13 protein-coding genes and 1 riboswitch are annotated in these 13,856 nt (G+C 34.7%); of the genes, 11 read left to right on the forward strand and 2 right to left on the reverse strand.

Annotated elements, in window-relative coordinates:
* Positions 1–2 precede the first annotated feature (2 nt).
* Together metC and H0184_RS08325 are read right to left on the reverse strand one after the other, a co-directional pair.
* Entirely contained in the window at positions 3–1,178 is a 1,176-nt protein-coding gene (metC, locus tag H0184_RS08320; RefSeq protein WP_221823315.1) for a cystathionine beta-lyase, read from the reverse strand.
* Entirely contained in the window at positions 1,178–2,293 is a 1,116-nt protein-coding gene (locus tag H0184_RS08325) for a methionine biosynthesis PLP-dependent protein (RefSeq protein ID WP_221823317.1), read from the reverse strand. Before H0184_RS08325 ends, metC begins: the two co-directional genes overlap by 1 nt.
* A gap of 263 nt (positions 2,294–2,556) precedes the next feature.
* Positions 2,557–2,675: riboswitch (SAM riboswitch) on the reverse strand.
* Between the two features lie 386 nt (positions 2,676–3,061).
* Between H0184_RS08325 and H0184_RS08330 the strand changes: the two genes are divergently transcribed.
* The 11 genes from H0184_RS08330 to H0184_RS08380 all read left to right on the forward strand — a co-directional run bounded on the left by H0184_RS08330 (position 3,062) and on the right by H0184_RS08380 (position 13,847).
* A complete protein-coding gene (locus tag H0184_RS08330) occupies positions 3,062–5,011 on the forward strand; it encodes an asparagine synthase-related protein (protein WP_221823319.1) in 1,950 nt (649 codons plus the stop codon).
* 4 nt (positions 5,012–5,015) lie between these two features.
* Entirely contained in the window at positions 5,016–5,171 is a 156-nt protein-coding gene (locus tag H0184_RS08335; protein ID WP_221823321.1) for a paeninodin family lasso peptide, read from the forward strand.
* Between the two features lie 170 nt (positions 5,172–5,341).
* Positions 5,342–6,295 carry an aldolase gene (locus tag H0184_RS08340; protein ID WP_396953583.1) on the forward strand — a complete coding sequence of 318 codons (954 nt, stop codon included), beginning with the start codon at positions 5,342–5,344 and terminating at the stop codon, positions 6,293–6,295.
* Entirely contained in the window at positions 6,273–6,578 is a 306-nt protein-coding gene (locus tag H0184_RS08345; RefSeq protein ID WP_221823325.1) for a lasso peptide biosynthesis PqqD family chaperone, read from the forward strand. Before H0184_RS08340 ends, H0184_RS08345 begins: the two co-directional genes overlap by 23 nt.
* 80 nt (positions 6,579–6,658) lie before the next feature.
* Positions 6,659–7,075, forward strand: coding sequence for a lasso peptide biosynthesis B2 protein (locus H0184_RS08350; protein WP_221823500.1), 417 nt, complete (start codon positions 6,659–6,661; stop codon positions 7,073–7,075).
* A gap of 33 nt (positions 7,076–7,108) precedes the next feature.
* Positions 7,109–8,281, forward strand: a complete 1,173-nt coding sequence (locus H0184_RS08355) for a nucleotidyltransferase domain-containing protein (RefSeq protein ID WP_221823502.1) — start codon at positions 7,109–7,111, stop codon at positions 8,279–8,281.
* A complete protein-coding gene (locus H0184_RS08360) occupies positions 8,278–10,071 on the forward strand; it encodes an ABC transporter ATP-binding protein (protein ID WP_221823327.1) in 1,794 nt (597 codons plus the stop codon). The genes H0184_RS08355 and H0184_RS08360 overlap by 4 nt, the downstream gene beginning before the upstream one ends.
* A 168-nt stretch (positions 10,072–10,239) precedes the next feature.
* Positions 10,240–10,968: a YveK family protein gene (locus H0184_RS08365; RefSeq protein WP_221823329.1), complete on the forward strand. Its 729-nt coding sequence runs from the start codon at positions 10,240–10,242 to the stop codon at positions 10,966–10,968.
* Entirely contained in the window at positions 10,955–11,614 is a 660-nt protein-coding gene (locus tag H0184_RS08370) for a CpsD/CapB family tyrosine-protein kinase (protein WP_221823331.1), read from the forward strand. Before H0184_RS08365 ends, H0184_RS08370 begins: the two co-directional genes overlap by 14 nt.
* Positions 11,615–11,844: 230 nt before the next feature.
* On the forward strand, positions 11,845–11,982 hold the full coding sequence (locus tag H0184_RS08375; protein ID WP_221823333.1) for a hypothetical protein: 138 nt from the start codon (positions 11,845–11,847) through the stop codon (positions 11,980–11,982).
* 20 nt (positions 11,983–12,002) lie between these two features.
* On the forward strand, positions 12,003–13,847 hold the full coding sequence (locus H0184_RS08380) for a nucleoside-diphosphate sugar epimerase/dehydratase (protein ID WP_221823335.1): 1,845 nt from the start codon (positions 12,003–12,005) through the stop codon (positions 13,845–13,847).
* Positions 13,848–13,856: the final 9 nt, after the last annotated feature.

Below are 13,856 nucleotides of genomic sequence, written 5' to 3' on the forward strand. Positions count from 1 at the left end.
CATTATACATTCAGTTGTTTTTCATAGATTACTTGCAGTGCTTGAGAAAAGTCTTTTATAAGATCTTCAGGATTCTCTAGACCTACTGAAAGACGCAGAAGACTATTTTTAATTCCTCTTTTTTCTCTCTCTTCTTGTGGCATAGCCGCATGAGACATCTTAGCTGGGTAGGAAAGGATAGATTCTACCGCTCCAAGACTTACTGCAAATACTGGTATTTTTACATTTGAAACAAAAGTTCTTAATGCTTCTTCATCAGATAGTTCGAATGATAATACCGCTCCTGCACCGGATGCCTGTTTCTGCTGCAATTCATGCTGCGGGTGATTTGTAAGAGCTGGATAATATACTTTTTCAATAAGTGGGTGTGATTCTAAAAACTCAGCAATCGTAAGAGCTGATTTTTGTGATTGTTCCAGCCTTACATGAAGGGTCTTTAATCCCCTAAGTACAAGCCATGCATCCTGGACCCCAAGGACAGCACCAAATGAATTTTGTAAAGAATACAGCCTGTTGCCTAATTCTTCATCTTTTACAACGGCAAGACCTGCAACTACATCACTGTGACCAGATAAAAACTTCGTTGCACTATGAAGAACAATATCCGCTCCAAGCTCTAAAGGTCTTTGATACTGAGGCGTTAAAAAAGTGTTATCTACATACGTAATGGCGTTAATTTCTTTTGCCAGCGAACTAATAGCTTCAATATCGGTAACCTTTAAGGTTGGGTTAGAAGGTGTTTCAACATAAAATGCTTTCGTGTTAGGCTTAACGGCATTTTTAACTTGAGTAAGGTCTGTCATATCTACAAATGTATGCTCAATTCCGAAGCGAGTAAGTACCTGAGTAACCATGCGGAACGTACCGCCATACACATCCTCCGTAATGACGATATGATCTCCAGCAGATAGTAGAAGGAAAGCTGTTGAAATAGCAGCCATTCCTGAAGAGAAAGCAAAGCCTCTAGTGCCGCCTTCTAATTCTGCAATAACATCCTCAAGGGCTTCTCGTGTTGGGTTTGCACTTCTCGCGTAATCGTATTTTCCAAAGCTTTCGATATCGAATTGATGAAAGGTTGAGGCATGCTGGATGGGTACACTAACCGCTCCAGTAGCGGGATCGACCTTATGTTGATTGTGAAGGAGCTTGGTTTCAAAACTATAATCTGCTGAACTCATTATTGAATCACTCCTTCTTTTAATTTAGCTAATGACTGTTCAAGGTCTTGAATAATATCGGTTGGATCTTCAAGGCCAACGGAAAATCTTAATAATCGGTTACAAACACCTGACTGAATTCGAATCTCTTCTGGAATATCAGCATGAGTCTGTGTCGCTGGATAAGTAATAAAGCTTTCTGTTCCGCCAAGGCTTTCAGCAAAGGTAATAAGTGAAAGACTTTGAAGAAATGGATTTACCCAAGCTTCATCTTGTAATCGGAAGGAAACCATTCCGCCTTTACCTGGATACAGCACATCTGTTATACCATCATGATTAGAAAGGTATTCAACAATGGCCTTGGCATTGCTCTCATGTCTTTGCATTCTTAGTGATAAAGTTTTCATTCCGCGCATAACCAGCCAAGAATCAAAGGGACTAAGGACGCCGCCTGCACCGTTATGATGGAAGGCTAATGCCTCACAAAGTTCTTTCCCCTTGGCAACAACAAGACCTGCAAGGACATCATTATGGCCGCCTAAGTATTTCGTTGCACTGTGAATAACAATATCCGCTCCAAGCAGAATTGGCTGCTGAAGAAGAGGAGTGTAGAAGGTATTATCAACAATCAGAATAATTCCATGTCTCTTTGCAATTTCTGATACAGCGGCAATATCTGATTGCTGCATAAGTGGATTGGTTGGAGTTTCAAGGAAAATCGCCTTCGTTTGCGGGGTAATCTTACTTTCTATCTCTTCCGGACTACACGTATTCACATATTGAGTTTGGAGTCCCCATTTCTTAAATCCCTGTTCAAGTAAACGATATGTTCCTCCATATAAATCTTCGCTCACAATCCATTCGTCTCCAGATTGGAATAACGATAAGATTGTAAAAATCGCTGCCATTCCCGAGCTGCAGGCAAATCCTTGGTCTGCGCCCTCTAAGTCTGCAATCGCCTTTTCAAGTAACTGGCGTGTTGGGTTTCCCGTCCGCGAATAATCAAACCCAGTTGACTGGCCAATCCCCTCATGGCGGTAAGCAGTTGAAAAATAAACAGGAGGATTGACAGTGCCTGTCACCTTATCACTTCTATTTCCAATCTGAGCTAACTTCGTATCGATTTTATAAACCATTTCAATTTCCTCCTTTATATAGACTCTTTTCTTAAATCTTTCTTTTTGTATCATAATTTAATGATTGTGCTGTGGTTTCGTAGTAAATCGCAGAAATAAGAAAAGAGCTTGCAAACTAAATTAAATTGCACAAAATAGCTATTTCCAGGGTTAAAATCGGCTTTTAGATTTTAACAACTATCGTTAAGAAAACACCCTTGATAAAACAAAAAAAGCCTTCTATAAGAAGAAGACTTTTGGATGCACATTCGCATAGGTCATTCTTCTTATCTCACAAGTTACCAAATAACTTGATGGACTTAGCACCTTTTCAATGAAAAAAATGTCATTGAAGGTTGCTGAGACTTCATAGGGCCATTCCCTCAGCCTCTCTTGATAAGAAAGTATAATATTTAGACTTTTTATAAAATTTACTACAGATTAGTAGGTGTGTCAATTCCTTTTTGTATTGTTCCTTTAAACCGTTAAAATCTTGTCGAAAAATACTCTTAATAAACCGTATATAATAGTTAAAAAAAAGTTGACTCTTAAATTGGGAGCATTTATGATAGGTATATCAAGACGTTCTTTATTGAGAACTTGTAGGTATTATTAATTCTCATTATAGCACCAATAATTATATATTTACACTATAAAGGATTGCTTTTTAGAATCCATTAATTCACTAAAATTTTGTTGTTCATTTTAAAGAACGTGAAAGTCGTAACTTCTCTAAGTTTAAATTATTATTAAGTACAAACGTAGATGTAAAAGTGGCAGGAGGAAAAGATGAGCGCTATTGCTGGTATATATCATTTAAACGATGAACCTATTAATTTCGAACACGGCAGGAGAATAATGAAAGAGTTAGATAGATTTCCTGCTGATGATGTTCAAACCTGGCATAGCGACAAAGTCTTTCTTGGCTGCCATGCCCAATGGGTTACACCGGAGTCTATAGGCGAAAAACTTCCCTACTATGATCAGGAAAGAAATTTAGCTATTACGGCAGATGTGATTATTGATAATCGAGAAGAATTATTTGAAAGATTACAAGTTGATAAAAGGAAAAGAAAAGAAATCACTGATAGTGAATTGATATTACTCTCTTATCATAAGTGGGGAGAAGACTCTCCGAAATATCTAGTTGGCGATTTTGCTTTTATGATTTGGGATGACAAAAAACAACAATTCTTTGGGGCAAGAGATCCTTCTGGCTATAGGACACTTTACTATTTTAGAAATCATTCCCGTTTTAGTTTTTGTACTACAATTGAACCATTATTGGCTTTGCCCTATATTGAAACGCAACTGAATGAAAATTATATTGCCGAATTTTTAGCTATTACTGGAATGATTGATACGGTAGATGCTCGTATAACACCTTTTAAAGATATAGAACAAGTGCCACCATTTCATTCGATTACGATTGCTGGAAACAGAATCAATCTTAAACGCTTCGGTACATTTACGCCAACTGAAAAAATAAAATTAAAATCAAATGAAGAATATGTTGAGGCTTTTCGAGATGTTTTTCAAGAAGCAGTAAAATGTAGATTACGAACTTTTCGAGAAGTTGGCTCCCAACTAAGTGGAGGACTGGATTCAGGTGCAGTCGTAGGGTTTGCGGTTAAGGAACTTCAAAAAAGTAGTAAGACATTACATACTTTCAGTTATATTCCGCCAAAGGATTTTGTTGACTTCACTCAAAAGCGAATAATGCCGGATGAGCGGCCATTTATTAAGAAAACTGTTGAATATGTAGGAGGAATTTCCGATCATTATTATGATTTTGATGGGAGAAGTTCTTATACCGAAATCGATGATTATCTTGATGTTATGGAAATGCCGTACAAATTTGCAGAAAACTCTTTTTGGCTAAGAGGCATTTTTGAGAAAGCGAGCGAAAAGGGTGTTGGAATCCTACTAAATGGTGATAAGGGTAATTCAACGATATCATGGGGATCTGCATTAGATTATTATGCGATTCTATTAAAGAGGTTTAGATGGCTACATCTTATACATGAATTACATCAATATAGTATGAAAACCGGAGGAGCTAGATTTCGGCTAGTTCCTAATATTATTAAAATTGGCTTTCCGATTTTAAATCAAATGGTAACGAGGAACAACGCGGAGGATCTACCGATTTTAATTAATTCAGAGTTTGCAGAGAGAACGGGTGTATTTTCAAAGTTAGGTGAGTATGGAATTGATAATTCTGGCTGGTTAGCCACAAAAAATCTTTATGAGCAAAGAAGAATCATATTTGACAATATTTCCACTTGGAATTCTGGAAGTACATTTAATGCTAAACTCTCATTGCGATATAAACTCTGGAAACGTGACCCTACAAATGACATACGGGTGGTCCGCTATTGTTTTTCATTACCTGAAGATCAATTTGTTCAAAATGGCTCAGACCGTGCACTCATTAGAAGAGCAACTGAAAATGTGCTTCCAGATCAAATTAGGTTAAATCAACGTATTTGGGGGATACAAGGTGCAGATTGGCTCCATCGAATGGTTCCACATTGGAATTTGCTCATAGAAGAAGTTAAGGAACTTCTTAAAGATTCCAACCTATTGAAATTTTTCGATGAAAAGGTAATAAGGTTTGCAATGGTTAAAAGCGAAAAGGTTCTAAGGACAGAAAGTATGTCCGACCCCGACTATAGAATTTTAATGAGAACTGTAATAGTGTATCGCTTAATAAAAAAATACTTTGAAAGGGGGTGAAAAGATGAAAAGAGAATGGCAAAAACCAGTTTTAGAAATGTTAGATGTGAAGATGACGATGCACAATGTTGCAGGAAGCAAATATGACGGGGACTTTTCAAATGGTCAGCCGATTCCAATAGACCCAGGCACGGGTCAACATTTGGATTCTAAGAGTTAAGAAGAATTATACAAGTATTTATAGTAAGTTATTGTTAATCTTACTGGTTTATTTTGAGCTCATTTAATTATACATCTAGATATTATTAGTTTAACTTACATAAAAGGCCCTTATATATTGTAGAAGATATAAGGGCTTTTTATATAAAGAGATTCATTGGAGTGAGAATGATGGAGAAAGTTGCTAGTGACTTTATTTATAAGGCTTTTGGATTTACAGTTAGAAGTAAGATCCAATTCCCGGAGCTATTGGAAGTAGTTAACCGTAAGGACTCTATAGATATAGAGATTAATTTTAAAGACTTATCAAATATTTGGTTAGAATGGTCTGAACCAGGAAACAAATTTGTCATGAATGAACGTTTAGTAATGTTTAAGGTTTCGGATATAGCAATTTTTCTTATCGAAGAAGGATGCCGAATCACCGTATGGCCATTAAATGAATATAAAGAAGATGTAATTAGACTATATTTATTAGGTAGCTGTATGGGGGCAATTTTGATGCAAAGAGGTATACTACCTTTGCACGGAAGCGCAATTGCTATAAATGGAAAAGCTTATGCTATTGTTGGTGATTCTGGGGCCGGGAAGTCTACGTTAGCAACAGCATTTCTTCGTCAAGGATATAAATTGCTAACTGATGATGTAATAGGTGTTTACTTTAATCAGGAAAATGTACCAATGGTCATTCCGGCCTACCCTCAGCAGAAACTTTGGCAGGAAAGCTTAGATGAGTTTGGAATAGACAGTAGAGAATATAAATCTGTTTATCAAAGAGAAAATAAGTTTGCAATTCCAATTAAAGATCAATTTTCATCAGTACCTTTACAACTAGCAGGGGTATTTGAACTAACATTTTCCGAAAATGATGAGATAAAGCTTAAACAACTTAAAGGTCTTTCTAGATTACAGACATTATTAATCCATACATACAGGAACATACTTATCCCAAACCTAGGGCTTACCAATTGGCATTTTACAAATTCAACAAAAATTATTAATCAGATTAATTTGTTCCAACTACAGAGGCCAGAGAACCGATTTACAGTGAATGAGTTAGTTACACAAATATTCAATTGTATAAACAAGGAGAATGAAAAAAATGAAAATCTTAAGCGAAAATAGTCTCTCTATGGAAACAATCATCGTGCAAAATCCCGGGAATATAATAAGTGATATGGATGGAGAAACTGTGATGATGAGTATTGATAATGGTAAATACTACAATTTGGGGGTAATCGGTGGCTATATTTGGGGGAATATCGAAGAACCTATTTCTATTAAATCATTAATCTCTAAAATAATTGACGAGTTTAATGTAGAAGCCAGTGAATGCGAAAAAGATGTTTTCGCTTTTCTAGAACAGTTATTAAATGAAAAAATAATTAGGAAAGAAACAAATCTGTAAGTGTTAAATAATTTTTGACTGTAAGGAAGGATTCGTTAAAGGTGAGAAAAATATGGTTGTTCTTCACTTCAGATATTCAGATGAGAAATTTACTAATTGAAGCATACATTTTATTAGCATGGGCACGCGTTCTAAAAGTTGTACCTTTTAGAAGAGTTTCCCCGTTTCTTGGCTCTCAAATGATCGAAACATCTTTTGACATTGATGCTGTAAATATAAAAATCGTTAAACAAATATCCCATGCTATTCATATTATGAGTAAATATACATTGTGGGAAAGTAAATGTTTAATAAGGGCAATGGCTTGTATGAAAATGTTAGAACGACGTCAAATAGATAGTACCCTTTATTTAGGAACAGCCAGAGACGAGAACGGACAGTTGATTGCTCATGCTTGGCTAAGAAGCGGTCCATTTTATTTAACCGGTGCCGAGGAAATGAAGAAATTTGTAGTAGTAGGTAAGTTTGCCAAAAAAAGTCGAGGTATTAAAAAATAAGGAGTAATTACAGTGAAAAAATTTAGTCTCGACATGCGGGATGTTCCTAAAGAACTAATTCTTATACTAAATATATTAAAAAATGACGATGGTTATATTCAAGATTATTTAAGAGAAGAGCACAAGAATATAGATTGGAAAATGTTTTTGGATTTAACATTACATCACCGGGTTTATCCTTTATTAGCCTCAAAACTAAAAAATATTGATACTAGTTTAATTCCCCAATTCGTAATCCAAACAGTTTATGGATACTATAAGAGAAATATTTTCAAAATGCTTCAACTCAGTGGCGAAATGGAACAATTAGCAAAATTATTTAATTCTAATGGCATAAAAAATATCTTTTTAAAAGGACCTTTTCTGGGAAATGAAATCTACGGGGATGTTTCACGTAGGACATGTGGAGATTTAGATATACTTATTCCAATTGAAGATTTAGATAGTGTGCATAAAATTCTAGAAAACCAGGGTTTTATAAAAGATGATTATATACTTAGTATATTGGGAGATTGGAAATGGAGACATCATCATGTTACTTATTACCAAAAATCCAAAAATATTAAGGTGGAAATTCATTGGCGACTAAATCCAGGACCTGGTAAGGAACCAAGCTTTTTAGAATTATGGGAACGTAAGAGAAGAAGCTTATCTGTTAATAGTCCAATTTATTTATTAGGCAGGGAGGATTCATTTTTATTTCTTGTTTCTCACGGTGCAAGACACGGATGGTCACGTCTCCGTTGGTTATTAGATATTGAGAGAATGATTGAGCAGGAAATGGATTGGCAAAAAGTATATTATTTAACGAAAACACACAACAATTTTCATGTGGTTGGACAAAGTATAATCTTATCTTCAGCCCTATTTAATGCCAATGTAACAAAAGAATTGCTTAGTTATACAAGTGATCGATCTAAATCATTAGCTCAGGGTGCGATGTTTTATATGGAAAATATGGTCAATTTGCATGATGACCTTGTCCCAAAACATATTTCTATATACCATGGACGCCATTTATCTTCGTTAATGTCTCGGCAGCAAAAGTTTTTGTACAAACTGAGTTATTTATACCCCTATCATGTCGATAGCTTGACTGTACCATTACCTAAAAAACTCCACTTTTTATATTTTATTCTAAGACCTTTTTTATGTTTATGGAGAAAGGCAATAAAGCAAGAACTATCCTTGGAGGAACCGAAATGAAAGAAATCATGCATTTTGTAAAGCTTATCCATTCCTTTTCAGGGAGAATATTGTATTTTAATCTTTCTGCAATGTTATTAATAAGCCTATTTGAAGGTATAGGTATTTTTTTGCTATTACCCTTAATTCACTTAACGGGAATAGTTGACTTAAATATAAATAATAGTTTATTAAACCAATTTTCTTTCATTTTTCAAGATATACCTCAAACAACCTCTCTTATAATAATCATAAGCTTATTCGTGTTAATAATGGTAGGACAAAGTTTTTTTCAAAGGCAGCAAACCATATTGAATGTAAAAATTCAGCAAGGCTTTTCTTGTTATATTAGAGAAGAAACGTATAAATTGATCTTATTGGCTAATTGGGGATTTTTTCTAAGAAATCGGAAATCAGATCTAATTAATTCAATGATTTCGGAAACTGGTCGTGTTAGTGGTGGTATAAGTGTTTTTTTTAGTTTTATCTCTTCATTTATATTTACACTAATTCAGATTGGAATTGCTTGTTTTTTTTCGATAAAGATGACTATATTTGTTACTTTATTCGGACTTTTAGTGGTATTTTTCTCGAGAAAATTTATAAAACAATCTAGTAAATTAGGTATGGATAATATCGAATTGGGACAATTGTATATGGCGGGAGTTACCGATTCTTTCAATGGAATTAAAGATATAAAAAGTAACAATATAGAGGAGCACCACATCTCCTGGTTCAAGGAACTAAACGGCAAGATGGTTAAGAACTCAATCAAAGCAGTGGAATTAAAAACAAAATCAAACTTTATTTATAAAGTAGTATCAGCATTATTAATTGGAATCTTTATTTTTATTTCAATAAAAATGTTCGAAGGACAGTCTGCTTCGTTGTTTCTAATACTTATAATATTTTCAAGAATATGGCCAAGAATAACTGGAATTCAATCAAATTTAGAGCAGTTAGGTTTAGCATTACCTTCATTTAAGAAACTTCTAGATCTACAAAATCAATGTATTGAGGGACGAGAGTTAAATGAAAGAATGATTCATAGCGTAAATCCAATCATGATGAAAAAAGGTGTAGAATGTAAAGATGTGTATTTTAAATATACTAAAGCGGAGCGATATGCCTTACAGAAAATTAACTTGCAATTTCCCGCGAATCGAATGACTGCAATAGTTGGTCCATCCGGTGCAGGTAAAAGCACGCTAATAGATATATTAATGGGGCTTAATCGTCCTGAAACTGGAGAGGTATTAATTGATGGAAAGAATTTATCAAGTGAAAATTTACTTGCGTTGAGACGCTCAATTAGTTATGTACCCCAGGATCCATTCTTGTTTAATACTACAATCAGAGAAAATTTGTTAATTATTGATAAGAAAGCAAGCGATGAGCAAATCTGGGAGGCATTAGAATTTGCAGCTGCTGCAGACTTTGTTAAAAGGATGCCCCATGGCCTTGATACTATGATAGGTGATAGAGGAATAAAACTCTCAGGTGGAGAACGTCAAAGACTAGTACTAGCAAGAGCTATATTACGTAAACCGTCTATACTTGTTTTAGACGAGGCAACTAGTGCTTTGGATACAGAAAACGAAACTAAAATTCAAAATGCAATTGAAAATTTAAAGGGATCAATGACAATCATAATAATCGCGCATCGATTATCAACTATTCGTAACGCTGATCAAGTAATTGTATTAAATAACGGTGAAATTATTCAACAAGGCCAATTTGGCCAACTAGCAAATGAGAAACATGGAATGTTTAGTAGGTTGTTGAAAAAGCAATTAGAAGTTAGTGTTTGATTTTAGAGCTTATTATTATAATTATTATCGTTTAATTCTGAAAATAACGATTGACTAGTTCTTAATAAAGAACTAACATAGGGTTATAAACCAACTGAATTTTTTTTTGCTCTACACGTTCTTTATTTAGAACGAACGGTATTTCAGGTCTTAATAAAAGGTGGTCTAATGAATAGCTTTAATCAGAATAACAACGACAAGAGAAAAGCCAAGGAAATTAATTTACTAGAATTATTTAACGTTATCAAAAGAAGATTTTTGGTGATAGCAGTTATTACAATTCTAGCTGGTTTTGCTGGGATGTTCTTTAATAACACTTCCATAGTTCCTCTGTATCAGTCTTCTTCAAGAATTATTATTGGAGCAGATGAAGAGTCTAGAAAAACACTTCAAGTAATTGTCAGAGATTCAGCTATTTTAGACTTGGTTGTTAAAGAATTAAATTTAAGTAAATCAGCAGAAGCGTTAGCTGGACAAATAAGTGTTTCAAGTGTAGATGGTTCGCAAGTAGTGAGTATAAGTGTAGTTGATACAGATCCAAATCAAGCAGCTGTAATAGCTGATACTACGGCAAAGATTTTTCAAGAGGAAGTTCCTAAGATAGTTGGTCAAGATTATATCCGTTCATTATCTAAGGCGAAAGTAAATCCACTGCCAATTAATCCAAAAGATAATAATAAAGTGTTAATGGGGATTATTGGTGGACTTGTTGCGGGTATTGGTTTGGCATTTTTACTAGAGTCTTTAGATGATAAAATTCGTTCAGAGAAAGAAATTGAATCAATGCTTGGAGTTCAAGTGCTTGGTAGAGTTTCAAAAATGAATAAGCGAAATATTAAAAAGAAGAATGGTCAGTCTAATTTAGAGATAAGAGGTGAGTCAATTGGTTTTAAATAAAATCACAAGACGAATTAGTCAGAAGAAGAAAAGAATTTTAATTACATCCTCTTATCCTGACTCCATTATTTCTGAACAATATCGGATGATTCAAACAAATATTAAATTTTCTATGGCAGGAGAGAAAAGCCAAATCTTTTTAATTACCTCCCCAAACGATGGGGAAGGGAAGTCTACCACTGCTGCTAACCTAGCGATCACTATTGCCCAACAAAAAGAAAAGGTTCTATTAATTGATGCTAATCTACGGAAACCATCATTACATTCATTTTTTAAAACGTCTAACTCTAGTGGACTAGTAGATGTATTGAATGGAAGGGTTTTATTCCATGATGCTATTTTCCATACTGAAATGGGAAGGTTAGACTTGTTACCTAGTGGTCCTACCCCTAATAACCCAGTTGAATTATTAGGATCACAAATGATGCATGAACTTCTACAGAAAGCCCTCAGGTCTTATCAAATCGTATTAATTGATTCCAATGCCATTTTAGATGTAACTGATACTAAGCTTTTAGCAAACCAATGTGATGGAGTTGTATTGGTCATTAAAAACGGTAAAACAAAGTTTGAAAAAGCTGCTGAGGCGAAAAAAGTACTGGAATTTGCAAAGGCAAAACTTGTCGGAGTTGTAATGAACCATTAATTAATTTTTTTTATTAATATGTTCGTTATTAAGAATATAATGATTATTGGTGATGTCTCCTATCCATTATCTATGGAGGCACTCGGTCATACTGTGGGTCAATAGACCTTAGCGCTAGTCGTCGGTAGTGTGATGTGAGGATGGGTTAAATGCCCAAATTTTAAAAAATATTAATGATCTGTTTTTTCCTCAAAGAACCGATCATTAATATTTTTTAAGGAGCTGTTATTGTGAATAACATTGATCAATATCCAAAGTCTATTGTTAAAGCTATTAGGTACATAAAGCAAGATGCAGATAAAGAGCTTCTTGAAGATATTAAAAGATTGATAGACGATGCAATCAAAATAAGGTTAAAAAGAAGTTAATCTGATAGTGGAGGAAGAGTATGACGTATAGGCAACGATTGTCCTTATTTATTTTTCTAGACTCTTGCATAGTCTTAACAGTGATTTTCTTTAGTCGCTTCTTAACCTATGGAACATTAAAAGTAATCACCTTACCAATGGTATTAAGTGCTATTGCCATTTTAGTAAGTCATCATCTATTTTCTTTTCAATTGCATCTTTATAAAAAGGCCTGGGAATATGCAAGTGTAGGAGAATTAGTAAGCATCCTTAAGGTAGTTACCATTTCTGTTTTTTTTGCAACTGTAATTCAACTGTTTGTTGTTCGAGAAATCCCTGTCAGGTTGCTGTTGGTAACATGGTTTCTAAATATGTCCTTTATAGGCGGTTCCCGCTTTTTGTGGAGAATGTATAGAGACTCGTATCTTAATAGGGTCGGTAACAAGAAAAGAACACTCATTATCGGAGCTGGTTCAGCTGGTATGATGGTTGCTAGACAGCTCAAAAAGGAAAATGAAAATAATCTTATACCAGTAGCCTTTATTGATGATGATAGTAAAAAGCATCAGCTTGAGATTTTAGGAATACCTGTCGTTGGTGCGACTCAAACAATAAAAGCTACTGTTAATAATCTGAAAATAGACCATATTGTCATTGCCATACCATCATTAAGTAAGAGGGAACTTAGTAATATTTATAAGCAGTGTGCAGAAACGAGCGCTAAAACACAAAGTCTTCCAATGATAGAAGATTTGATCACAGGCAAAGTGTCTGTCCAACAAATTCGGGATGTGCAGGTGGAGGATTTACTTGGTCGCGAACCTGTAGTATTAGATATTGATAGTATTACAGAAAATATTACAGGAAAAGTTGTTCTTGTTACGGGTGCAGGTGGTTCCATTGGTTCGGAAATTTGCCGGCAAATTTCAAAATTTCAACCGAGGCAATTAGTTTTGCTTGGACATGGTGAGAATAGCATCTACTCGATTGAGTTGGAGTTAAAAGAGAAGTTTAAAGATACAGAAACAGAATATATTCCCATAATTGCTGACTTACAGGATGAAAAGAAAATGATGGATGTTATGAGTACATATCATCCTAATATTGTATATCATGCAGCAGCCCATAAGCATGTACCATTAATGGAAGCAAATCCTGAGGAGGCAGTCAAAAATAACTTAATTGGAACCTTGAATGCAGCAAAGGCGGCCAGCTGGAATGGAGTAAAAACTTTTGTCATGGTATCTACTGACAAGGCAGTTAACCCTACTAGTGTTATGGGAGCAACAAAAAGGCTCGCTGAAATGGTTATTCAATCAATCGACCGAATGAGTAACACTAAATTTGTTGCAGTACGTTTTGGAAATGTTCTAGGGAGCAGAGGCAGTGTAATCCCATTATTTAAGAAACAAATTGAAAAAGGCGGTCCAGTTACTGTCACCCATCCTGATATGGTCCGATACTTTATGACAATTCCCGAAGCATCGAGATTAGTTCTTCAAGCTGGTGCATTAGCAAAAGGTGGAGAAATATTTGTATTAGATATGGGAGAACCAGTGAAAATTGTAGATTTAGCTAGGAACTTAATCAAGTTATCAGGTAATTCCATTGAAGAAATAGGTATTGATTACACAGGAATTAGACCAGGTGAGAAACTTTTTGAAGAACTTTTAAAAGAAGATGAAGTTCATGAAAAACAAATATATCCCAAGATTTATATTGGAAAAACTTCAGAAATTTATATACAGGAAATTGAAGAGTTAATTTCATCATTTGCTCATATGGAAAAGGAAGAAATAAAAGAAAAGCTTTTAAATCTTGCAAATAATAAAGTAAAGAAAAGTCAAGGAGTTGCTTCAACACCATCACTCTCCATAACTGTATAAAGGGGTTTA

The sequence above is a fragment of the Neobacillus niacini genome (assembly GCF_019749295.1).
Taxonomy (GTDB): Bacteria; Bacillota; Bacilli; order Bacillales; family Cytobacillaceae; genus Neobacillus; species Neobacillus niacini_D.

Coding starts and splice junctions, on each gene's coding strand:
- metC (WP_221823315.1), bottom strand. CDS start 1,178: ATGAGTTCAGCAGATTATAGTTTTGAAACCAAGCTCCTTCACAATCAA.
- H0184_RS08325 (WP_221823317.1), bottom strand. CDS start 2,293: ATGGTTTATAAAATCGATACGAAGTTAGCTCAGATTGGAAATAGAAGT.
- H0184_RS08330 (WP_221823319.1), top strand. CDS start 3,062: ATGAGCGCTATTGCTGGTATATATCATTTAAACGATGAACCTATTAAT.
- H0184_RS08335 (WP_221823321.1), top strand. CDS start 5,016: ATGAAAAGAGAATGGCAAAAACCAGTTTTAGAAATGTTAGATGTGAAG.
- H0184_RS08340 (WP_396953583.1), top strand. CDS start 5,342: ATGGAGAAAGTTGCTAGTGACTTTATTTATAAGGCTTTTGGATTTACA.
- H0184_RS08345 (WP_221823325.1), top strand. CDS start 6,273: ATGAAAATCTTAAGCGAAAATAGTCTCTCTATGGAAACAATCATCGTG.
- H0184_RS08350 (WP_221823500.1), top strand. CDS start 6,659: ATGAGAAATTTACTAATTGAAGCATACATTTTATTAGCATGGGCACGC.
- H0184_RS08355 (WP_221823502.1), top strand. CDS start 7,109: ATGCGGGATGTTCCTAAAGAACTAATTCTTATACTAAATATATTAAAA.
- H0184_RS08360 (WP_221823327.1), top strand. CDS start 8,278: ATGAAAGAAATCATGCATTTTGTAAAGCTTATCCATTCCTTTTCAGGG.
- H0184_RS08365 (WP_221823329.1), top strand. CDS start 10,240: ATGAATAGCTTTAATCAGAATAACAACGACAAGAGAAAAGCCAAGGAA.
- H0184_RS08380 (WP_221823335.1), top strand. CDS start 12,003: ATGACGTATAGGCAACGATTGTCCTTATTTATTTTTCTAGACTCTTGC.